This is a genomic window from Sinomicrobium endophyticum, assembly GCF_052983315.1.
The window spans coordinates 79,224-101,123 of record NZ_JBRKIS010000041.1; the positions used below are offsets into that span (position 1 = coordinate 79,224).

Genomic DNA, 21,900 nt, shown 5'->3' on the forward strand with positions numbered 1-21,900 from the left:
GCATGTCAGTTAAACGAGTTCCGAAACTCCAAAGGGGATAAATTGGTTTTCTTCTTGAACAGCTTGTTGAACGATTGTGGATATCCAAAACCTAAACGGTAAGCAACCTCACTTACTGAAAGTGCTGTCGTAGTCAGCATGTCTTTGGCGTGGTCTATCAATTTTTCATGTATCAATTGCTGTGCGGTCTGCCCTGTAAGTTGCTTTAAGCAATCGCTTAAATATTTGGGCGACAAATTTAATTGGGATGCTAAATCCGCAGTCGTTGGCAAACCTTTTTCACTTACATTGTCAAAAAAGGCGTTCAATATTTTTTCTACTTTACTCAGCAGTTCGTTATAGCCTGTTTTTCGCGTGATGAACTGCCTGTTGTAATAGCGGTTGCAATAAGTAAGCAACAAGTCAAGGTTTGCAATGACTACCTCTTGGCTGAAATTGTCTATTGGCAATCGATATTCCTTTCCAATTTGCTCAAAAATAGTTTCTATTGATTGTTGTTCTTCATCCGATAATATCAACGCTTCATGGATGGCATAATCGAAAAAGCCAAGGGTTTTTATTTTTTGACTTAACGGATACCTTCTCAAAAAATCGGGGTGAATCAGCAACAACCAACCCGATGTGGCAAAAGAAAAATCCTTATCAACAATACTAACCTGTTTTGGAGCAAAGCAAGAAATTACACCTTCGTCAAAATCAAACGGGGTTTGCCCATATTGCATTTTGCACGGGCATTCCCTTTTCAACGTAATCTGATAGAAGTCCGAGATTAGTTTTATGCGTTGGTTGTTTTCTACTTTCGGTAAATCTTCAAAGCGTAAGATACTGAACAATGGATGTTTTGTTTTTGCTATCCCTACTGCCTCGTGAAGCTGTGAAGTGGATTTAAAATGTAAGACTATACCATGGCTGCTCATTTTTTTAATTTTTCCTTGTTAAATCTAACGTGAGTTCGATTTATATCATACAGAATAATAGATGGTTAGATTAATATCTGTCAGGTCGAGCGCAGTCGAGACCTCTTTTATAGGAGTTAATCCCCAAAAACCTCTCGACTGCGCTCGAGGTGACAGCACTATTTTGACTCAAGAACCTTATAACCAGTATATTTGGCATTGTCTTAGATCAAACTCACGTTAAATCTACAAATTAATCCCCCAATCTTTTCCTGTATGATTTGGCAAAGGCCTTCGCTAAAAAAGCATTTGGTAAAAAAGCTGATAATTTTGCAGCCATTCGGTTCATTCTTCCGGATACGATGTAGCTTCTCCTTTTATCCAATGCTTTCAACATTTCGTCTGCCACTTGTTCGGGGGTTTGCGTAGCGTTGTTATATTCGGTATTTAGTCCTTTGCCTATTTCATTTTCAATACCGGCTGCATGATTGAAATTGGTTCTGGTCAAGCCCGGACAGAGCAGCATGACGTGTATATGGTAAGGGGCACACTCCTGGGTCAGGGCTTGCGTAAAATAACGGACAAAAACTTTACTGGCGGAATAAGTTGCCATATAAGGAAACGGAAAAAAAGAGGCCATGGACGCTACGTTTATAATTGTTCCGCTTCCGCGTGTTTTCATTTGTTGCAGGAATAAATGGGTAAGGGCAACCAAAGAAGAAATATTTAATTGCAACATATCCAGTTCTGATTTCAAAGATAGCTGCGAAAATTCTCCACCAGAACCTATTCCTGCATTGTTGACGAGCATTTCTATTTCCAGCCCACGTTGTTGTGTCTCTGCAAAAACCTGCTCCGCAGTTTCGGGTTTTGCCAAATCGGCTGCAATGAACTCGGTGTGGATGCCAAATTTTTCAGCAAGTTGTTTGGATTGAATGGCTAACTTGCCGGCATTACGGGCTACAAGCAAAAGGTTGTGTTTTCTTTCTGCCAATTTAATGGCAATGGCTTCACCTATTCCGCCCGATGCACCTGTTATTAAGATTACTTTCATTTTTCTGCTGTTTTAAGAGACTGTCTGAATCTACGATACAAAGTTGGGATAATGTGTAAACTTAAAAGTGTCCAAAAGTCGGTTTCTTGTATTCAAATGGCAGGTTGTGCAGGGTCTAAATATTCCCGCTGCCGGCAGCACAGGCTTTTGTCCGTCAGTTAAACGACTGCCGAAACTCCAAAGGCGACATTTCGGTCTTCTTTTTGAATAATTTACTGAAAGACTGCGGATATTCAAAACCAAACTGATAGGCAATTTCACTGACAGACAAATCTGTAGTGGTCAATACTTCTTTGGCTTTTTCTATCAAATGATTGTGGATATGCTGTTGTGTGTTTTGTCCTGTAAGGTTGCGAAGCATATCGCTTAGATAATCTGCCGAAACATTTAATTTGCCTGAGATATACTGAACGGTTGGAAGCCCTGATTCCCGCAGCTGTTCACTGTTGAAATAATCGGATAATAAACTTTCCAGTTTTATCAACAAATCGTTGCTTGCTGCTCTGCGGGTAATAAATTGCCTGTTGTAATAACGGTTGCAATAATTCAGCAGCAATTCTATGTGGGAAACAATGACATCCTGGCTAAAATTATCGATAACCGAACGATACTCGTGTGCTATGCTTTGTATGATTGCCGTTACCGCTTTTTCTTCATCGTCCGAAAGATGTAAGGCTTCATTCACGGCATAAGAAAAATAACCGTATTCCTTTATTGCTTTTCCCAAGGGGTAATTTCTGATAAAATCGGGATGAACAACCAACCAATATCCCGATAGCTTCAAGTTCTCAACAATATCGGTGGTGACCACCTGCATGGGTGAAAAGAAGGTCATCACTCCTTCATCAAAATCATAATACTGCTGCCCGTATTTCATTTTGCCTTCAAAATTCTTTTTAATGGCAATGCAGTAAAAATTATAGGAAACACTCCGCAGACTTTCATCGTCAAAGCATTTGATTTCCTCAAAATTGATAACACTGACCAATGGATGTTTGGGCTTTGGCAATTCCAATAGCTTGTGCAATTCTGAAATCGAATGGATGATATACGGTTTATGCCCTGTTTTTTTCACTGATGTAAAGATAAAAAATTAGTCAAAATCGGTTGATAAGGTCAAATGCTTCCATGCCTCAAACTCCTGCCTTTCTTTTTCCCGGTGTTCTTTTATCAGCTGATAGGTGTCAGGTCCTAATAACAGGCGTAATGGCGGATTTTCCAACTCAACTATTCCGGTAAGTATCTTTACCAATTTTTCGGGATCGCCGACTTGTTGTCCGCTGTATGCTGTCCACATTTCTTCTGCTTTATCCAAACCATATACCGGAATCCTGTTTTTAGCAAATTGCATAGAGCCTTTTTCCATAAAATTAGTCCTGAATTGTCCCGGTGCTACTGCCGTAACTTTTATACCAAAAGCATTCACTTCCGGTGCCAGTGCTTCGGAAAGCCCTATTACGGCAAACTTTGCCGCATTGTAGCTAGTAGCATTTGCAAACCCAACATAACCTGCATTGGAAGATATATTGATGATATGCCCCGATTGCTGTTGTCTTAAAAAGGGAATCGTATTCCGTATAACATTTACCGTTCCGAAAAGATTGACGTCCATCGTTTGGCGAAACTCCCCGTCTGTCATTTCTTCCATACTTCCCACCAGAGCGTAGCCCGCATTATTGACCACCACGTCCAATCTTCCAAATTTTTCGATGCTTTGCCGAACTGCGTTTTTCACTTCTTTGTCAGATGTAATGTCCACATTCAAAGGCAAAAAATTGTCCTGATGTCCCGTAATGGATTTTTTTAACGCATCGGTATTCCTTGAAGTAGCGACCACTTTATCGCCTTGTGATAGTGCCAATCTGGTCAATGCAAGTCCTAAACCTTTCGATGCTCCTGTGATAAACCACACTTTTTTGTCGCTCATAATTTCATATTGTATTTATGATACAAAAGTCACCAAGTTCTAAAACTAAAAAGTGTTCAAATCCTATATGGTTGTATCCAGAACAAGGGAAGTTCTTTTGTGTTGGTCGTGGATGTTGGCTCGGTCGGTTGCCTCATTACCGCTAACGACACGCTGCTTTGCGTTCGGGCGGGCTTTTTACCACTACTCAGGGCAATCCATTCTGATTTCTATAACCGGAAGGTGTTGCATTGGTTTCCTTCCTGAAGAAATGATTGAAGTGAGAAACGTCTTTGAAACCGAGTTCATAGGCAATTTCAGAAATACTGGAATCCGTATGTTTCAATAAAATTAATGACTCTTTTAAAAGCCGTCCACGGATATGTTCGCTTGTGGTTTTTCCGGTCAGGTTTTTTAAAATCCGGTTAAGATAATTAATGTGTATGTGCAAAGCTTCGGCAAATTCGTTTGGGGAACGCAGAATTTTACCGCTATGTCCGCCCACGGGAAACTGTCTTTCCAATAGTTCCGTGAAAATGTTGTGCAATCGTTCCTGGGATGTAAATTTATCGGACTTCTGATAAGAGGGATGGAACTGATTTGCTAAATGAAGCAGCTCGTTAACTTTATTCAGAAACAACTCATTTTTTAGTGCATAGTCTGAGAAATAACACTTTTCGATTGCATTAAACATGGATAAGACAGACGGTTTCTCTGCTTTACTCAAAAGAAAAATGGGTTTGAAAGCTGTGTTGAATAAAGGAAACGAATTAATGCCTTTAACAAAAAAGTTGTCATAAGAAGCTTCGGTGAATATAAAATATCCCGCGTTTTCTTCCTCTTTTAGTTCTTCAATAGTATACGGCACACGCGGACTGAAAAAAGAAAGCGAAGTTCCGGAAACTTTGATACTTTCATCCATATAATGAATAATGTATTCTCCACGAAGTAAACTTACCTTGTAAAAATCCCTTCTCCGGTAAGGAATTGTGTTACCCGACTTACACTCTGTGGAAGTAAAGAAACGGATTTCTTTTTGCTGCCCACCCATAATTTGTACATTCGGAAATCCGGAATCGAATTCGGATAGGTCTTCTGATTTTGAGATATTCCTGTAGGTCCGCTTATTGTTCACTCTTTAATTTTTATGAAAATAGACTACCCAATTATTTTGAGCACCCTAATATAAGGATTTAACCTTTACTCACCAGTAGCCTGATTGAGCATCAATAATGCTTTCTGTGGTGATTTTGAATATGCCTGATAGATCTGCTCGGTAAGTCCCGGACGTATTTCATACACTTTGTTTTCAATAGCATCTATCATTTCTTTGATTACCGATGCAGGAGATACTTTCCTATCGGATTGTATTGCTGCTGCAAATGGCGAATCGACTAATGGAGCCATTAATTCAAATACTTCAATGGATGATCTTTTCCGTTGCAGTACCAATCTTAAACCCATAATGTAATTATGCAGTGCGGCTTTTGTGGCACTGTAAGTAGGATGCATCAAATCGGGAATAAACGCAACGCCTGAAGTGGTCAGTACCATTGCGGACTCCATTTTATCGGCAAGCAAAGGTTCCAGTTTGTGTGTAAGATAAACAGCAGAGTGGAAATTAGTAACCATTTCCCTGATACTTGTTTCGTAAGCATTCTCGTTTTTCAGCAGTTTGTAATTGGTTGCAATTCCGGCATTCAGGAAAATCACATTAAGATCAGGATATTGCGATTTTAGTGTTGCAACTAATAATTCAAGATCGGCAAAGTTAGAAAGATCAGCAGCGATATAGTTGGCATTTCTTAATTTTCCGGCTTCTGCTTTTAATCGTTCTTCGTTTCTGGCTACCATAATTACTTTGTTTCCTTTTTCAGACAACAGTTTTGCAGCAGCCAGTCCCATTCCGGTACCTGCACCGGTAATAAGAATTGTTTTATTTTCCAATTTCATAATTTGTTATTTTAATCAACTACCTCGGGGCAATCCCGATAATCCTGATAATTATCGGGATCAGAACAGGCTTTGGGGAATAAGACCCATTTAATGGGATTTAAGATATACAGGGATAAATCGATTGCGCATATAATCTACATAGGTTTGATCATCGCCCGACTGCATTTTATTGATGTATAATTCCGCATCTTCTCCGGCTTTATATCTCAAAACATCGTTTTCGTCTGTAGCGGCTCTAAAGACCACTTCGGCGACTTCTTCCGGCTGTGAGGTCATCGTGTCGTATTTAACCCAATTATCCAACCCGATTTTTATAAATTCCTGATAACCGGGAATATTTCCAGGCGTTCCTTCGGCAGCACCTACAAATTTTGTCGCTGTAGATCCGGGCTCAATTATTTTTGTGCGGATACCAAAAGGGATCAATTCATAAGCCAGTGATTCTGTAAATCCCTCAAGCGCAAATTTTGCTGCGTGGTAGAGGCTGCAGGTTGGGAAGGTTATTCTACCACCCTGTGATGTAACATTGATAACCGTTCCGCTTTTTTGATTCCTTAAATAAGGCAGGATAGCTCTGAGAACCCGCATCGGACCAAAAACATTTACTTCGAAAGAACGATTGATCTGTTGTTGCGTAGCAAGCTCAAATACACCAAATACTGCAAAGCCCGCATTATTTACCACAACATCAATTTTACCAAACTTTTCGATACCTGATTTTATGGCATTGTCTATGGTTGCTTGGTTCTCAACATCAAGCTCTGCCACGTGTACATTGTCCATTTTTGTTAATTCGGTTTCCTTTTCCGGGGAACGCATCGTAGCAATAACGTTCCAGCCTTCTTTCCGGAATTTCAAAACCGAAGCTCTTCCAATACCGGAAGAAGTACCTGTAATTAAAACTGTTTTTTTCATTATTTTAAATTTTTGAGAATTATATTTTCTGGTGAATTACTGATCAGCGGAAGGGCTTGTTCCATATAGCCCTTTCCTTCTACATTGTCGGCGTGTTTTTGCAGGTCGCTTTCCGCATGCCATTTTTCAAAAATGAAATAGATATGGGGTTCATTCTTTTCAGAGTATACTTCGTAAGAAATATATCCCTGTTCCTCTTTAACTTCACAGATTAATTTTTTGAAAATACTTTCCAGCTTTTCTGCTGCAGACTTATCTACTGCTTCAAATTTTGTGAGTACGGCTACCATAATTCTTTTATCATTGAACTCGTCTTGAGTTGTTGTATTTGAGCGAACCTGCCTGGCCGGCAGGCAGGAAGTCATGCTTTTGTCCACTAATGAAGTAATTTTGGAGAAGCATAGCAGCGCTACGGTTCGAGAAAATTACGAAATTAGGGGGCAAAATGATGATTTTGTAGGTAATAGAACAACTCAAGACGAGTTCATTTATTACAGTACAAAGGTATCTACTGGTCCGGAGGAAATATTGTCTGTTTCAAACCAATACTTGTCCGGAACAATCTTTTATGAAGAATATAGATAACAGACGAGGACTTAATCTTATACTTTTGGAACTAAACCACTCTGCATTGAAAGGTGCAGAGGTTTTTTTACTGGGGACTAAAAGTCCCCCTTTTTAGAAAGCAATAAAATAACCAAGTTATTAGGTGGATTGAGTTATTCAGTCAACACCCAATAACTTCATAACTCAATAACCTGGATTATAATTTTTTCGAACTACTAAAGTGCTGCAATAAATAGCAGGGTTTGACACCCTTAACTGAGACCAATCAATAGCTCAGAATGATTTTTAGTGTTTATTTTTTCTTGGAATTTCTTTATTATCAATCGGTAGTATTCGATAGTTGATTCTGGCCCAATACCTCCAATAAGTCCTATTCTGTTTATTAATGTTGATTTTGTCTAATGTTTGCCAACGGCCTTGGCTATGACAGGTGTGGGATTTCAAGGCACTTACCTTTCCGCTTAGTAGTTAGTTATTTTGTGTAATTACTTTCATTTTAACACTTTAGCCCGCATTTGCTATAGCCGATGTTAGCGGGTCGTTGTTTTTCCGTTCGTTAATGCTTTTTCAATCTTGGTCATTTTCTCGTTCCAATAAGTTTTCATTTCCTCTCTTTGTTTGTTGTCCAATAACTTTTCTTGATGAAAACTTATGATTGCTTTTTTGTTATCTCCCATTACCCGAACTTGTACAGTGGATAGGTTCTCCCAATTTTGTTTCTTCCAATTCATTCGGATGTGGGAATAGGGCGTGAAAACTCGGACAAGTCCGTCAATTCCGTTTTTAGTTTTGTACGGCTTTTTTATTTCAAGTTCTTGTTCAAGTTCGCCTAGCCATATTTTTAGTCCTTGCTTAGAAAACATAAACTCCCAAACGTATTGCCGGGATAAGGGAAAGGTCTTTCTAAGTCCAAATTGCCAACCAACGTCTTTGGTCTTTCCTATTTGCCTGTTTTGCTGTTCCATTTTACTCACAAATTTTATTGTTCAGGAATGAATGCGGTTGCGTCAATTTCAATCAGAAAGTCAGGATTCGCCAGACCTGCAACCATCAGTACAGAAATAGCTGGTGGGCTTGAAAGTTGCCCGAGGAAATTTTGAGAAGTTTGGAAAGCACTATACAAGTCTTGTCCCTGAACAATATAGATTGTCAGTTTTACAAGGTTTTCAAAGTTCGCATTGCAGGTTGAAAGGGCTATTTGAAGGTTGTTCATCACCTGTTCAGTTTGTTCGGCAATGTTGTTTTTCCCTATTATTTTCCCTTTTTCATTTACAGCATCCTGCCCGCCAATGTAGATTGTCTTTCCACTTCCTTGTGTTGTCACAATTTGTGAAAATGCAGGATTTTTAGAAAGTCCGTCTGGATTGATATGTTCTATTTGACTTTTCATTCAGTTTTCTTCTGTACGATTTACTCACAATGCCCGCTGACGGTTTGGGGCTTGGGGAAGGCGGGAATTTTAGCACTAAAGCCTAATTCAAATTTAGCAAAAATGTTTCATATAAGCACATCAGCCCCTCTTTTGCAAAACCCTTGTCAGCGGCTGTATTTTCATTCGTCTGTTTGATTTTTCTCGTCAACAGTAATGGTTATTTTATTTTTTTCTTGTTTTACTTTAATTGTCTGCCCATGCTCAAAGCCAATATCCTGTAACCATTTTCCACATAGTCGGATTTCAGGGATTATGATTAGGACGCCAGGAATGGACACGGTCAAAGATCTTGTCTTTTTAAAATCATAGGCTTGTGCAACGGTTATCAATGTTGGCGATAGTTTTTTTATTTTTTCGGTAAAAACAATTTCATTTCTTCGATTTCTAATTCGTCCAAATGTCCCATTTTAGTTTCGTCTTTTGTTATCAAGTGCATATGTAAAAATGAGTCGTGATGTGTAAAAACTCCTTTGTGGTCAGACGAGAAAAATCCGATTATTTCTACGTCTTCACTTTTGATATTATAATTTATCTGCCCTTGATGCGCTTCATCAGGTGAAGATACTTTTGTTCCTTCGGGTAAGTTTTGAATATGAATAATTGCTCTTGAAACCTGTCCGATTAATTTGAAGGCAAAAGGTCTTTTGAAATCCGTTGTTTTGTCGTTAATAAATTTTTCTAAATCTTGAATTGTCTTGACGTCAGATGGTAATTCAATTTCATTCCATTCAGTCACGTTGCCATACACAAAGAAAGGTGCGGAAATTTCAAATGTTTTTTCAACGGTCATTGTCGAGTCAGAGGTCACTTTTGATACGTAACTCTTTCCATTGTTGATCAGTAATTCGCCTGTCAAATAGCTAACAGGTCCAAGTCCATAAAGTCCGCTTTTGTCCGAAATGATGTCAAGGTCAATACTACTGCCTAATTCTCCTTTCCACATAACATTTTTCATTGCACCTACAATTTTAATGTCAGGATAGGTTTTTCTTGCTTTCGTGTCCTCTTTTTTCGGTGTCGAATTACAACTTACCAGTCCAATAGTTAGAAGTCCAAATGCTATTTGTTTTATCTTCATATATGGTTTTTCGTTTTTATTTTTCATCCGTTTTTAATCTGTTCAGAGAGTTTCTTTGGTGCAACTCCGCAATATGCAGTTTTTAGAACTTCTGTCAGCAATTCTTGGGTTACTTTACTCAATTCAATAAATGTCCAACCTTGTTTTCCCCATTTATTGTCGACTTGGTAAATACCGAAGCTTAATGAAGAAAAATTATCTTGGTCAATTTCTGATAATTTTACCGTAACTCTATTGTTTCTTTCATCATAAGTTGCGAATATTTTTCTCTTTATCCGAAATGATATTTTCTCAAAATGTGGTTCGACCGTGACTTCGGGAAAGGACAAGGCTATTTCTTCTAATGCTCCAAAAGTTGTCATCAGCTATTTTTTACAGGTGTTAAATGTGTCAAAACACAAAGCCATCTATCGCTTTCTTTTTTATAAACGTCCGTTACCCATTCATCCGCTTCAATTTTTTGTCCTTGCCAAATTGCTGTGTTCTTTCCTCTTCCTGTTACAAGTGCAATGTCTCCATAGAGTTTAATTCTTAAAATTTCCTTGGTCATTGTCGAATGTGAAAGCAATCCCTGTTCAAGTACCTGAAAAAATCGTTCTTGTGAAATAATCCCACCTTGACTATCAATGAGTTCCCAATCTTCAGTAATACACTTTTTGATTTCGTCTACATTGTTTGAAATCACGGCCTGATTAAAGTTTTCTTCAATCTGATGGAAATATTCTTTTAATTCTTTTTCTGTCATATCCTATCGTTTTTCAAATTACCGCGAAATCATAAATATACGTAATACTACAACCTATTTCCTGTTTTTTCAAAACTTATATTTATCCCAATACACCTTTAAAATACAGAATGTTATAGAAATTATGCTGATACGCATTTTGTATTGCCACAATCGAAAACATTTTCTTCCTTTTTATAGAAACAATAGAAAATACGAATTAATGGAAGTCAAAATATCATCTTTCCATCCTGAAAACAATATCTTTCCGCCTGGCGAACACCGCGTTAAAAAATGGGCAGGAATAGCCCTCCTATAGGGAATGTATTTAAGCGCTCGGTAGCCCAAATTCTGGATCTTGTCCCTTGTTTGGATTTTACGCGGTAACCAACGGAGATGATGGCATCAAGGTTGTAGTGGGCTACCGGCTTATCTGAATTTGCAATATGCAAAAAATGCATATTGCTTTCTTTCCCCTATTCTCCTTCGTTAAATATATTCCGGATGTGTCTTGAGATTACCGACTGGTCACATTGAAACAGTGTAACTAATTGCTCTTGATTAAGCCAAACCGTTTCCTGTGTAAATTTCACATCAATTTGAACAGTATTATCGCTGCCTTGGAATATCCCTATTTCGCTCATTCCTTCCAATTCTGAACTTGTTGTATTCTTGCACAAGTTCGTTTTACGCTTTTGAAATGCTGCCTAAAACTCCCCCACCTCCGCTATATCCCCGATATGGCAGATCTTCCGGGACTATATACCCTAAATCTTCTATGAGAATAATAGCAGTTTTTTTTCCTCCTCCGGAAAAATTCACCACTAACTGTTCGTTTCTGGTACTCAAATACACGGGATTGCCGAAAAATTGAGTACTGCGTTTGGAGTTCACGAGATAACCTACGGATAGAATGGCATCTAAGTTGTAATATTCGACCTGCCTGGTTTGTGTTTTTCTTTTGCCCGCCCCGTATTGAGTGGTTGTTGCAAAAAATGCGACAACCACTTCCTTTTGCAATTCACCAGAATCAAAAATATTTTTAAAATGCCGGGAAATAACAGATTATTTGTATAATTCTATTTCGTTCATCTACTTTGTTTTTTATACTGGCTCGCCACCAATTTCTCAATATCAAAGTAGAAAACCGGGGGGCTGAAAAAAAGGTACGTTTTTATTATGGTTTCGTAATTCGTTGAAAAAACTGCTTCAACCATCAAATAATTTTCAAAACGCCATCCCTTTTCGTATCTATTGTACCTCCCTGGTACCCGCAAACTCCGGTTCTCGGGGAATTGACAATTGGCATGCCGGAATAATCGGCAAAATCCTCGCATTTTTTAGCATGCTTTTTGGCACATTTAGTGCAAAACATATAGTCGTCATCATCATACCCGCATACGGAACACATTTCCGTTGCAGTTTCCTTACCACAGCTATGACATTTTATAGCAGGGGGCTCATTACGGGAAAGCAATACGATGTTCTTATCGGCTTTACTCGGGTATGCTCCCATAACCGTAAGCTGAAGGTGCGTAGTACTCCCAAAGTCGTACTCATATTCTACCTTCCTTCCTTCATAAAAGACATCTTTAGCTTTCCGGCTCATCGGGATTTCTCCTTTGGCTTGCTCCATCATATCTTCATATTCCTTTACTCTGCCCTGTTCCAGCATCTCCTGAGCCTCAAAAAAACTCCACATTCCTTCCCGTTGTCTTCTTTTTACAGGATCGGTAAAGGCACTGAGATGATCGCAACATTCCAGCCATATTCCTCTTAAAAAATTATCAAGATCATGCATTAAAGTATCACCGTCTACCCAAAGTGAAAGAAAAAATGGATTTTTCATCCAATAACCGGGATCGGGTTCTACCTTTAGCAAAAACGATGCTCCCGGTTTATTCTGGATTGCTACTTCTGCCAGATGTGTCTTCAGATGTCTGTTAATTCCTGCTTTAGAGTACTGTTTTTTGCAGAACAGGCATTCGCCTGTGGATTTTAGGTTTTCCATCAACTATATTTTATTTTTTCGTAACGTAAAGTTAAATAGGAGTATTGAGAACTAAAAACTGATTTGATTAATCATTTTCAATGCCAATATGGTGCGGTTAAAAACCTGGTACCCGTTGTGAATTGCTTTCAGAAATATAAAATGTTCATGAACTCCTATAAAAAACAATAAATACATACTGTGAGTAATTGTACTTTTACCAAGGATTCACAGGTGTCACTATTTATTCCGTTTCCTTTTGAGCGTTGTGAATTGCTTTCAGAAACATAAAATGTTCACGAACTCCTATAAAAAACAATAAATATATACTGTGAGTAATTGTACTTTTACCTAGGATTCACAGGCACATACATGGGAGATTGATGTGGATAGTGGTTGTGAATTGCTTTCAGAATTGTACTTTCACCTAGGATTCACAGGTTTGGCCGCGGTCGCAACACTCACAAAGCAAGTTGTGAATTGCTTTCAGAATTGTACTTTTACCTAGGATTCACAGGTACGACGTGCTTATCGCTTAGGTAGTCGTGGTTGTGAATTGCTTTCAGAATTGTACTTTTACCTAGGATTCACAGGCTAAACAAAAAAGAGAAACAGGAGCATGAGTTGTGAATTGCTTTCAGAATTGTACTTTTACCTAGGATTCACAGGAGAAGGCACGTTATTCAACAACGGGTATTAGTTGTGAATTGCTTTCAGAATTGTACTTTTACCTAGGATTCACAGGTAAATATTTTAAGTTAAAGATTAAAGAAACGTTGTGAATTGCTTTCAGAATTGTACTTTTACCTAGGATTCACAGGGTAACGGGTCAACCTTTATGTTGTTAACAGGTTGTGAATTGCTTTCAGAATTGTACTTTTACCTAGGATTCACAGGACTTATAAAGCCTACAGATATTGTTGTCCGTTGTGAATTGCTTTCAGAATTGTACTTTTACCTAGGATTCACAGGATACCCGTTGTAAAAAACTGGTATCCTGTTTTTTATGCTCTAAACCAGGATTAAAAAATGAAGGGGATTTTTAGAACAATTCCAATTGCTGGCTTGGTTTTTCCGGTTCCATTTCTTTTTGCCCGTGAAAGAGTTCTATCATTCCGAACTGCTTGTCCGTAATTTGCATAATACAGACTTTACCTTGTTTCGGCAGGGCATTTTTCACTCGTTTGGTATGTACCTCGGCGTTTTCCCTGCTTGGGCAAAAGCGCATATAAATGGAAAACTGAAACATGGAAAAACCGTCATCCAGCAGGCTTTTGCGGAACCTGGTGGCTACCTGCCTGTCCCGTTTGGTTTCGGTCGGAAGATCAAAAAGTACAAGTACCCACATACAACGGTATTGGTTTAATCGTGAAAATCTGTCCTTCTCCATGAGTTGATCTCACTTTTATTTCTTATAAGCCGGGGTTTCGATACGATTGCCTGCGACAATCACCAACCGCCTCCGTGTTTTCCAAACAAAGGTTGCTGAGTGCCCGAGCGAAGCAAAGGGTGTATCGAAGCAACCGTTTCTATAATTTCAAAACTCCGGGTAGAGCACTTTCCTGCTTATGCCTGCAAAACAGTCGTATAAGCTATTGGTTGTACGGCTCATGGCCACCATTAAAGGGCTTTTTTTGCCATCTATGCTTACGTCCATAGCTGGAATGGTCAATAGCATTATTTTTATATCCCGGTTAAGTTCCATATACTCCCCTTCCTCTACTATTTCCCTTACCAGGTCGTCCACAAAGGGCCGGTAGGGTTCCATAATATCATCGGCCAGGCAGAAAGCATTGTATTTATTGCGATGAAAAATACCGACGGAAGGTAGCATACCGCTGCTTACCAATGCCCTGGCCGTAACGGCACGTAAAATGGCATAACCGTAATTGAGCAGGTTATTGGGCGGTACTCCTTTCTGGTTGCGGCTGAACTCTTCTATATCGGCAAAAAGCAGTTGAAAATAATACGCCGCGGCAATGGCTTCATGGTTTTCGGCATCCCCGCTTTTTACTTCACCGGCCCACCGACGCAGTTTTTTAACATTATGCCCGTAGCCGGATAAATGCGTGGCCTGGTTGCTGATCTTTGCCATGACCGTCTGCTGCCATAGGTTCTTCTTCAGGGGCAGGCTGGCGTTAAGTTGGTGGCGCATACGTTCCGTTTGTTCACTGTGGCCCACCAGCGGCTGTAAAAAAGAACACGGCAGATGTTGTTTGTCACAGGTTATTACGGCGGTCTTGTTCTGTACCAGTTTCATCAATAAGCCATTGGTAATGGTTATCTGCGGGTCTTCCAGCACAATGTATCCCAGGTCTTCAATGGGGATAGTTGCAGGACTCTTTTCTTCCTCCGGAAAATTCACTACCAACTGTTCGTTCCTGGTGCTCAGATAGGCGGGATTGCCGAAAAAGAGAGTGCGTTTTATCATCGGTTGGCGATTAGTTGAACGATCAGTTGAACCATCAATTCCTTTTCCTTCGGATCGCTTTGCGCTACCAATAGAGCCAAAGTCACCAGGGCATTGTCATTTATCTTAAGTTCACCAGATTTTTTAAAACGGTGCTTATTTTTTTCGAGAAACCATATAAACAGGAAGGCGCCGATACGCTTGTTACCATCTGAAAACGGATGGTTTTTGATGATGAAATACAGCAAGTGGGCAGCCTGTTCTTCTATAGTCGGATAAAGATATTGACCTCCAAAAGTTTGGATAACACTTTGCAAAGTTCCCCCAAAGCTATTATCTTTTTCATTACCGAAAAGGCCGGTAGCTTCTTTTCGGGCGATGAGTTGTTTTTTGAGTTCAGTTATGGCAGTTTTGGCTTCCCGGTATTGTATTTCATAGGTAATTTCTTCAGAAAGCTTACCTGTTTCAATGGACTGGCTGTCAAACTGGTTTAGTAGTGCAAAACTTTGGGTATAATTGCCGATGATGTTGAGCAGGCCTTTGGCTTCTTCTATATTGGTTTCGTCAGTCATGGAACTTTGGATGAACATTACTGTTTTCTGCAATTGTTCCAGCCTTTTTTGGTTTACCGTATAGCCCTTTACAAGGTGTTCTTTTAAGCGTTCTGTTGCCCATTGGCGAAATTGAGTACCGCGTTTGGAGTTCACGCGATAACCTACAGATAGAATAGCATCTAAGTTGTAATATTCGACCTGCCTGGTTTGTGTTTTTCCTTTGACCGCCCCATGTTGAGTGGTTGTTGCATTTTTTGCAACAACCACTTCTTTTTGCAATTCACCAGAGTCAAAAATATTCTTAAAATGCCTGGAAATAACAGATTTATCCCTTTCAAAAAGAGTAGCTATTTGATTGAGGGACAACCAAAAAGTTTCCCCTTCAAATTGAACCTCAACTTGTGCTCCGTCTTCTGTTTTGTATATTGTCAATTCACTCATAACAACACGGTTTTTTACAGAACGGGCATTCGCCTGTGGATTTTATTTCTTCTATCATTTATGCTTCGCTTTTAGTAGAATTAACAGAATTGCTAAAAAAAAAGGTTTTTTACTATTATATAAAATCATTTATTCCCCTACTTTTACAATTTGACCAAGGTGGTTTAGCCTTATTTTTGTTATTCTTTTTAAATACGAATTAGATTGAAAATTTATCCAAGTAATTTCTTTTATATTTCTATTTATGCCAGCTTCTAAATGGTGTCTAAAATGAATATCAAAAGTCCCATTCCCTTTTTTACTCATCTTTTGCACTCTAAACAACTTATCACTTATTAACTTTCTATTTTTATCCTCAAAAAAATTGATTTCATTTTCTTTTTGTGGGATTTCAGAATGTTTTAAGTCAAAAACAAATAAATCATTGATTTGCATAGAAAATTGAAAAATACCCAACGTGTCATCATTATTTCTATTGATAATGGGATAAGGATTACCCTGTTCGGCAATATTTTGCAAACCAATAGCTACAACTTCCCAAAACGACACTACCTTATCTTTAAACATTCCTTTATCATCCCTGTAAATCAAAGCGTGATGGTTTCCTCCAGTTTTTACATATCCATTTCTGACTTTTTCGACTTTGCTTTCATCTGATACCGTTACGGTTTTTAATATCATTCCGTTCTTTAAACGTATTGGATTCGCAGCTAAGTTTTTGAATGCTTCTTTGATTTTACCTCCATTTAATCTCTCTTTTACGACACGTTTACTCTCGTTATCAATAATTTTTTCTATCTGTGCTGCTGTGATATTTTCATTTATATCAACACGTTTGGTATTAACCCATTCATAAACCGTCACTTCTTTTAATATTTCATTTTTGTATATAACAGGCTCTTTTTTTAATATTTTTGTTGCAAAAGCTGCTTTATAATCATTGTTAAATTTTATAAGATGTTGAAAAAGTAATTCTTTAATTTCTGAATTGACAACCATTTCAGTTTGTTCCAAAGAAACTCTATCATTGAGTTTCATCTTCTTTTCTGCTATACGTTTTACACGCCCCATTACAGTATCTTCATGTAATCTTGCACGAGGTACCCAAGTTATTTGATCTTTACTATTTTTTGGTTGATTAATGTTTTTGGTTAACACTTTACTATTCTCTTTTTTAAAAGAAATAAAGACATCTTCAAGATGTTTTTTTGCCTCTTTACGAATATTTGGAATTGCACATTTTATAATATCCCCCTGTTGATCAAAAAACTCTTTTAAAGAAAATCTTCCATCTATAAAACTTTCTATATTTGCAATTTCTTCTTTACTTAAAGCATTCTTTTCAAATTGATAAATTTTATTGAGATTATTGAGTTTAAAAATAATTTTTTGGTCAGTTAACGCACAGATTAAAGCATCAACTGCATGGTGCCTGTGATCATCTCGTTTACTCCAATCTTTGATAACTTCAAAGGTTTTGGTTTGTTCTCCACTAGTCTTTATTGTTTTTTCTTCAACTTGTCCAATAGCTTTGTATTTATCAAAACCTAATTCCTGTAACAAATGTTTCAATTCCCATTCATCCCGCAAAAAATCGGTTACTTGTCCGGTTGTGGTATAAACATTCGAACAAACCGTTTTTAACATTTTTACAGCTTCCTTGGCTATGAACTGAGAATCTTTTTTCATCCTTTCTACAAAATCGGAAGGGATATCTTCGCCTTTACATAGTAAGTTTTCAAATTTAACCCTTGAAATATTACCTTTTCCATCTTTATACAAATCATTTACCTTTTCCACATATTGCTGTAATACTCCCTCTCCCCTAGATTCCATAAAATCATACGCCGTTTTTTGACCTTTATCTGAATTGCATTTTCTATGAGCGATAACATAATTGTTCAGTGCATTATTAAAAGAACGGGATTTTGGCAAAATATGTTCAATATCCGCATTTCCCGTGAGCATTTCTGTACCTGTAATCGGATTATTACAATACAAACATTTGTGATCTGTTTCTTCCCATAATACGAAACGTTTTACATCTCTGCCATTTACTAATTTGAAACTATGTTCTTCCTGTAGTATATTTCTAATCCTATCATTATTTTTCTTATTCCTTGAATTTGCCAAAGAAATATTTTTCCTCGTTTTGGCACTATTTCTCAGTTCACGCGCCAATTCAACTCTTATTTCATCGATTTTGCCATATTCATCAACAACAAGATTTACAATGTTTACTACTTGATTAAGAATTTGTTCAACTACAGGGTTTCTTAACTCGTTCTTTTTTAATGGTTTCATTTTGGATTGAAGGGCAATTTCTGTTCTCCAACCGCTATGATCATAACCAACTCTGTCACAAGCCTCACTATAACCAAATCCTTTTTCCAAATGCGGAAGTAGTTTTCGGATGGCTCGTGTAGATAGACTTGCATAATCCGAAGGATATCCAACTTTTTTAGCAATAATTTGGCTTTGCTTTTCTGAGAAACCAAATCTACTTTTTAAAGCATTAACTACTTCTTCTTCCGTTGGCAGCGAGTATGTAATGTGCCATAACTCAAACAAACCTCCCTTTTCGTCATTGATATCTAAATTGAAAAACAAATATTGTTCAGGACTTTCAATTCCTGCTTCTTCCAAAGCATTCTTTAAAATGGAATAAGTTCTACTTCCATCTAACTCTGTGAAGTTTAAATAAATTTTCTTCCTTGAACCATATCCGAGAATTTCTTTAATTCTGGACACCGTAAGTTTGAATTTAGATTTTACGGTTACTTTTTCCCATAACGTATCTTTAAGTTTTCGTTTCTGTTCCTCTGTTGGATAGAATGTTTCTCCATCAGGAGTTTTCCATGATAAATCATTTACCCTTTGCCAAATCCTAAACAATTCAAAATATGGAGAACTCTTTGCCCCCGCTTTATGATGTTTTTCAAAAGAACATTCAGAGATCAATCCTTTTTGGCTTTTTAGAGGACGTTGATAGTAAATAATTTTATTTCGAAGTAAACCATACAACGTCCCTTCATTATTATCTTCATTTGAACCTCCTGTTAAAACAGAATGATATTTTTTTTGTTCGTCCCAAATGCGGGCAAATTCTTCCATATATGAAGCCCTTTGATAAGTACGTTCTCGTAATAATACTTCAAAAGTATTGTCACTTTCTTCTAACTCCGAATATAACTTTTGTCCAATCGTTTTTCCTCCTAATTCTTTTTCAAGTATTGCAATTCGCTCCTTATATTCTGTAGAATTTTCTTCTTCAGAAACAGATTTTCTATTGCTCAAAAATCCTCTACGTTGGTTCAGAAGAATAAAGATTCTCCCCAATTCCTGTAAAGAAATTTGTTCAGAAACAGCTTTTGCTCTTAATCCATATAACTCTAACGCTGAAAGATTAAATAATTTTTCCGTTGGAAACATATTATATTCTTTCAGAAATTGATATAATTTATCTCTTCTTGCCTTATATCTTTGATTATTCCTTCTTATTCCTCTTTTAATAGTTCTGTCTAGATTTTTACTCGCTGTATTTCCAGAATAAAATTTCCCATGAAAATCGGGATCTTCAGGAACTATTCTAACTGCTAATTTTTCTATTGACTTATTATTATTTTCCTCCTTTACAATTGCCACTCCAACAGAAGAAACACCTATGTCCAATCCTAAAATTCTTTTCATAATTTAAACGGTAAATCAGTTAGTTAATAATCTTTAAAACATTGCAAAATCCGGAAAAATTCAGGGGGCTTTTATTGGGTTTTTAAAAATAATTAAAAAAAATTGATCTGTTTTACGGGAACCCTCAGTATTTTATTTATTTTTTTTATACTTTTACCAAACAATTTCTGAAAAGCAATTCACAATAAGGATTATTCCGTTGTGAAAACATTCAAGGCGGGGCAACTCGCCTTTTTTATTTCCGTTTACTCTCCCGTATCCGAATCTTTTATTTTGCACTATTTAAAAATAAATGTATATTGTACATATAAATTATATTCACATGTATTATCCGATCAAAACATTACTTTTTCGAAGTTTTGCACTCCTGATGGTTGCCTTAATGCCGGCTTGCTCCGGGGAAAAAGAAACTTCCGCCCTTTTTACGGCTCCCTCCGAACATATACGGGTTGAGTTCGGACTTTCGGAAAACCGGTCCCCTTTTTACCTGGTAACCTACCGGGATTCCGTAGTCCTGGATACTTCCCGTCTCGGTGTAGTCCGGGAAGACGGGGATTTTCACAGCGGCCTCTCCCTGCTTTCCGTAACGGATGAAGGGCAGGTGGAAGATCATTATCAATTGGTATACGGTAAGGAAAAAGATATATCCTACAATGCACATCGTTATGTTGCACACCTGCAGAATAAAGACGGGAAACCTATGGATATCGAATTCCAGTTGTCCGATGACGGGGTGGCTTTCCGGTATTATTTCCCGCATAGCGGGGAAGGAACGGAAACCGTAACGAAAATAACAGAAGAAAAAACAACCTATCACTTTCCCTCCGAAAGCCGGGCCTGGTTGCAACCTATGGCCAAAGCGAAAACCGGGTGGGAGCGCTCCAATCCGTCCTATGAAGAAAATTACCTGGCGGAAGTCAGCCCCGACACCCCTTCCCCTATCGGTGAAGGCTGGGTTTATCCGGCGCTTTTCCGGAACGGGGATACCTGGGCATTGGTATCGGAAACCGCACCGGAACGCAATTTCTGCGCTACCCGCTTACGGTATCACGAGGAAGAAAAGGCGTACCAGGTAACTTTTCCACAGGAAGAAGAAGTTTTTCCCGGCGGTGGACTGTTACCGGAATCGCGCTTACCGTGGTATTCCCCCTGGCGCATCATCGCTATCGGCGACCTGAAGACCATAGCGGAGTCTACGCTCGGCACCGACCTGGCGAAACCCGTGCCGGAGGATACGGACATTTCCTTTATAAAACCCGGGGCTGCTTCCTGGAGTTGGGCGCTTCTGAAAGACGAATCCATCACTTATGATATCCAAAAGGAATTTATAGATTACGCTTCGGAAATGCAATGGCCCTATTGCCTGATAGATGTTAACTGGGACACGACCATCGGGTATGACAAAATAGCGGAGCTGGCCGGTTATGCCCAACAAAAAAACGTAAAACTCATCCTTTGGTACAATTCGGCGGGAAGCTGGAACACCACACCCTATCATCCCCGAAACCAACTACTGACCTCAGAAAGCCGGCAGGAGGAATTTCAGAAACTCCATGATATGGGAATTGCCGGGATCAAGGTGGATTTTTTTGGCGGTGACGGACAATCCATGATCGCTTATTACCACGACATTTTTAAGGATGCCGCCGAATACCGGTTGATGGTCAATTGTCACGGTACCACCCTTCCGAGGGGCTGGCAACGGACGTATCCGCACCTGGTTACGATGGAATCGGTAAAAGGTTTCGAGTTCATTACCTTCGACCAGGCAAATGCCGACCTGGCCCCGGAACACTGCGCGATACTGCCTTTTACCCGCAATGTCTTCGACCCGATGGACTTTACTCCCATGTCTCTGACGGAAATCCCGAATATAGACCGGAAAACCACCAAAAGCTTTGAACTGGCGCTTCCCGTACTTTTCCTTTCCGGTATACAGCATATGGCGGAAACCGCAGAGGGCATGTCGCAGGTGCCGGATTATGTAAAAGAATATCTCAAAGCCCTGCCGACAGATTGGGAAACGTCCCGGTTTATTGACGGTTACCCCGGGAAATACGCGGTATTTGCCAGGAAAAAAGGGGAACACTGGTATGTATGCGGTATCAACGGGGAAGATTCGGAAAAAGAGCTCAATCTCGATCTCTCTTTTATAAACGCTGATGTCGGGTACATGATAACGGATGACAAAGAGGCGCAAAGCTTTTCCAAAAACGATCTTTTCCCAGACGAAAAAGTTTCGGTAATTATGCAGCCTTACGGCGGATTTGTGATGAAGTTCTGACCG

The 21,900-nt window shown here is 38.7% G+C and carries 22 protein-coding genes and 1 CRISPR repeat array; of the genes, 1 reads left to right on the forward strand and 21 read right to left on the reverse strand.

All coding sequences use genetic code 11. The features are described from left to right. Positions 1-5: 5 nt before the first annotated feature. The 21 genes from ACVBDU_RS15620 to cas9 form a co-directional block, all read right to left on the reverse strand. Entirely contained in the window at positions 6-917 is a 912-nt protein-coding gene (locus tag ACVBDU_RS15620) for a helix-turn-helix domain-containing protein (protein ID WP_447180660.1), read from the reverse strand. Between the two features lie 232 nt (positions 918-1,149). Continuing rightward, the gene (locus ACVBDU_RS15625) at positions 1,150-1,950 is read right to left on the reverse strand and encodes an SDR family NAD(P)-dependent oxidoreductase (RefSeq protein WP_447180661.1); all 801 of its coding nucleotides are present in this window, start codon (positions 1,948-1,950) and stop codon (positions 1,150-1,152) included. 154 nt (positions 1,951-2,104) lie between these two features. Then, on the reverse strand, positions 2,105-3,025 hold the full coding sequence (locus tag ACVBDU_RS15630) for a helix-turn-helix domain-containing protein (RefSeq protein ID WP_447180662.1): 921 nt from the start codon (positions 3,023-3,025) through the stop codon (positions 2,105-2,107). Positions 3,026-3,043: 18 nt separating this feature from the next. Next, positions 3,044-3,877, reverse strand: a complete 834-nt coding sequence (locus ACVBDU_RS15635; RefSeq protein WP_447180663.1) for an SDR family NAD(P)-dependent oxidoreductase — start codon at positions 3,875-3,877, stop codon at positions 3,044-3,046. Between the two features lie 187 nt (positions 3,878-4,064). After that, positions 4,065-4,991: a helix-turn-helix domain-containing protein gene (locus ACVBDU_RS15640; protein WP_447180664.1), complete on the reverse strand. Its 927-nt coding sequence runs from the start codon at positions 4,989-4,991 to the stop codon at positions 4,065-4,067. 65 nt (positions 4,992-5,056) lie between these two features. Further along, complete coding sequence (locus tag ACVBDU_RS15645; RefSeq protein ID WP_447180665.1) at positions 5,057-5,809, reverse strand: SDR family oxidoreductase; 753 nt, start codon at positions 5,807-5,809, stop codon at positions 5,057-5,059. Between the two features lie 90 nt (positions 5,810-5,899). Further along, positions 5,900-6,727 carry an SDR family oxidoreductase gene (locus ACVBDU_RS15650; RefSeq protein WP_447180666.1) on the reverse strand — a complete coding sequence of 276 codons (828 nt, stop codon included), beginning with the start codon at positions 6,725-6,727 and terminating at the stop codon, positions 5,900-5,902. Then, positions 6,727-7,104 carry a putative quinol monooxygenase gene (locus tag ACVBDU_RS15655; RefSeq protein ID WP_447180667.1) on the reverse strand — a complete coding sequence of 126 codons (378 nt, stop codon included), beginning with the start codon at positions 7,102-7,104 and terminating at the stop codon, positions 6,727-6,729. The genes ACVBDU_RS15650 and ACVBDU_RS15655 overlap by 1 nt, the downstream gene beginning before the upstream one ends. A 720-nt stretch (positions 7,105-7,824) precedes the next feature. Continuing rightward, complete coding sequence (locus ACVBDU_RS15660) at positions 7,825-8,259, reverse strand: SRPBCC domain-containing protein (RefSeq protein ID WP_447180668.1); 435 nt, start codon at positions 8,257-8,259, stop codon at positions 7,825-7,827. Between the two features lie 14 nt (positions 8,260-8,273). Then, positions 8,274-8,684, reverse strand: a complete 411-nt coding sequence (locus ACVBDU_RS15665) for a RidA family protein (RefSeq protein WP_447180669.1) — start codon at positions 8,682-8,684, stop codon at positions 8,274-8,276. 161 nt (positions 8,685-8,845) lie between these two features. Continuing rightward, positions 8,846-9,055, reverse strand: coding sequence for a SymE family type I addiction module toxin (locus ACVBDU_RS15670; RefSeq protein ID WP_447180670.1), 210 nt, complete (start codon positions 9,053-9,055; stop codon positions 8,846-8,848). A 17-nt stretch (positions 9,056-9,072) separates the two neighbouring features. Further along, positions 9,073-9,804 carry an acetolactate decarboxylase gene (locus tag ACVBDU_RS15675; RefSeq protein WP_447180671.1) on the reverse strand — a complete coding sequence of 244 codons (732 nt, stop codon included), beginning with the start codon at positions 9,802-9,804 and terminating at the stop codon, positions 9,073-9,075. A gap of 23 nt (positions 9,805-9,827) precedes the next feature. Then, the gene (locus ACVBDU_RS15680; RefSeq protein WP_447180672.1) at positions 9,828-10,166 is read right to left on the reverse strand and encodes an MmcQ/YjbR family DNA-binding protein; all 339 of its coding nucleotides are present in this window, start codon (positions 10,164-10,166) and stop codon (positions 9,828-9,830) included. Next, a complete protein-coding gene (locus ACVBDU_RS15685; protein ID WP_447180673.1) occupies positions 10,166-10,549 on the reverse strand; it encodes a nuclear transport factor 2 family protein in 384 nt (127 codons plus the stop codon). The genes ACVBDU_RS15680 and ACVBDU_RS15685 overlap by 1 nt, the downstream gene beginning before the upstream one ends. 266 nt (positions 10,550-10,815) lie before the next feature. Further along, positions 10,816-10,989: a RhuM family protein gene (gene rhuM / locus ACVBDU_RS15690; protein WP_447180674.1), complete on the reverse strand. Its 174-nt coding sequence runs from the start codon at positions 10,987-10,989 to the stop codon at positions 10,816-10,818. Positions 10,990-11,215: 226 nt separating this feature from the next. Then, positions 11,216-11,548, reverse strand: a complete 333-nt coding sequence (rhuM, locus tag ACVBDU_RS15695) for a RhuM family protein (RefSeq protein ID WP_447180675.1) — start codon at positions 11,546-11,548, stop codon at positions 11,216-11,218. A 196-nt stretch (positions 11,549-11,744) separates the two neighbouring features. Continuing rightward, positions 11,745-12,539: a hypothetical protein gene (locus tag ACVBDU_RS15700; protein WP_447180676.1), complete on the reverse strand. Its 795-nt coding sequence runs from the start codon at positions 12,537-12,539 to the stop codon at positions 11,745-11,747. Positions 12,540-12,913: 374 nt separating this feature from the next. After that, a CRISPR array of direct repeats spans positions 12,914-13,490; the repeat unit is 46 nt; unit sequence GTTGTGAATTGCTTTCAGAATTGTACTTTTACCTAGGATTCACAGG. Between the two features lie 70 nt (positions 13,491-13,560). Next, entirely contained in the window at positions 13,561-13,866 is a 306-nt protein-coding gene (gene cas2, locus ACVBDU_RS15705; RefSeq protein ID WP_447180677.1) for a CRISPR-associated endonuclease Cas2, read from the reverse strand. A 189-nt stretch (positions 13,867-14,055) separates the two neighbouring features. Continuing rightward, entirely contained in the window at positions 14,056-14,949 is an 894-nt protein-coding gene (gene cas1 / locus ACVBDU_RS15710) for a type II CRISPR-associated endonuclease Cas1 (protein ID WP_447180678.1), read from the reverse strand. Further along, a complete protein-coding gene (locus ACVBDU_RS15715) occupies positions 14,946-15,923 on the reverse strand; it encodes a virulence RhuM family protein/type II toxin-antitoxin system death-on-curing family toxin (RefSeq protein WP_447180679.1) in 978 nt (325 codons plus the stop codon). Before ACVBDU_RS15715 ends, cas1 begins: the two co-directional genes overlap by 4 nt. 129 nt (positions 15,924-16,052) lie before the next feature. After that, the gene (gene cas9, locus ACVBDU_RS15720; RefSeq protein WP_447180680.1) at positions 16,053-19,613 is read right to left on the reverse strand and encodes a type II CRISPR RNA-guided endonuclease Cas9; all 3,561 of its coding nucleotides are present in this window, start codon (positions 19,611-19,613) and stop codon (positions 16,053-16,055) included. A gap of 322 nt (positions 19,614-19,935) precedes the next feature. On the opposite strand from cas9, the gene ACVBDU_RS15725 reads away from it, so the two are divergent. Beyond that, positions 19,936-21,897: a glycoside hydrolase family 97 protein gene (locus tag ACVBDU_RS15725; RefSeq protein WP_447180681.1), complete on the forward strand. Its 1,962-nt coding sequence runs from the start codon at positions 19,936-19,938 to the stop codon at positions 21,895-21,897. Positions 21,898-21,900 lie beyond the last annotated feature (3 nt).

Coding starts and splice junctions, on each gene's coding strand:
- ACVBDU_RS15620 (WP_447180660.1), bottom strand. CDS start 917: ATGAGCAGCCATGGTATAGTCTTACATTTTAAATCCACTTCACAGCTT.
- ACVBDU_RS15625 (WP_447180661.1), bottom strand. CDS start 1,950: ATGAAAGTAATCTTAATAACAGGTGCATCGGGCGGAATAGGTGAAGCC.
- ACVBDU_RS15635 (WP_447180663.1), bottom strand. CDS start 3,877: ATGAGCGACAAAAAAGTGTGGTTTATCACAGGAGCATCGAAAGGTTTA.
- ACVBDU_RS15645 (WP_447180665.1), bottom strand. CDS start 5,809: ATGAAATTGGAAAATAAAACAATTCTTATTACCGGTGCAGGTACCGGA.
- ACVBDU_RS15650 (WP_447180666.1), bottom strand. CDS start 6,727: ATGAAAAAAACAGTTTTAATTACAGGTACTTCTTCCGGTATTGGAAGA.
- ACVBDU_RS15660 (WP_447180668.1), bottom strand. CDS start 8,259: ATGGAACAGCAAAACAGGCAAATAGGAAAGACCAAAGACGTTGGTTGG.
- ACVBDU_RS15665 (WP_447180669.1), bottom strand. CDS start 8,684: ATGAAAAGTCAAATAGAACATATCAATCCAGACGGACTTTCTAAAAAT.
- ACVBDU_RS15675 (WP_447180671.1), bottom strand. CDS start 9,804: ATGAAGATAAAACAAATAGCATTTGGACTTCTAACTATTGGACTGGTA.
- ACVBDU_RS15680 (WP_447180672.1), bottom strand. CDS start 10,166: ATGACAACTTTTGGAGCATTAGAAGAAATAGCCTTGTCCTTTCCCGAA.
- ACVBDU_RS15685 (WP_447180673.1), bottom strand. CDS start 10,549: ATGACAGAAAAAGAATTAAAAGAATATTTCCATCAGATTGAAGAAAAC.
- rhuM (WP_447180674.1), bottom strand. CDS start 10,989: ATGCATTTTTTGCATATTGCAAATTCAGATAAGCCGGTAGCCCACTAC.
- ACVBDU_RS15700 (WP_447180676.1), bottom strand. CDS start 12,539: ATGGAAAACCTAAAATCCACAGGCGAATGCCTGTTCTGCAAAAAACAG.
- cas2 (WP_447180677.1), bottom strand. CDS start 13,866: ATGTGGGTACTTGTACTTTTTGATCTTCCGACCGAAACCAAACGGGAC.
- cas1 (WP_447180678.1), bottom strand. CDS start 14,949: ATGATAAAACGCACTCTCTTTTTCGGCAATCCCGCCTATCTGAGCACC.
- ACVBDU_RS15715 (WP_447180679.1), bottom strand. CDS start 15,923: ATGAGTGAATTGACAATATACAAAACAGAAGACGGAGCACAAGTTGAG.
- cas9 (WP_447180680.1), bottom strand. CDS start 19,613: ATGAAAAGAATTTTAGGATTGGACATAGGTGTTTCTTCTGTTGGAGTG.
- ACVBDU_RS15725 (WP_447180681.1), top strand. CDS start 19,936: ATGTATTATCCGATCAAAACATTACTTTTTCGAAGTTTTGCACTCCTG.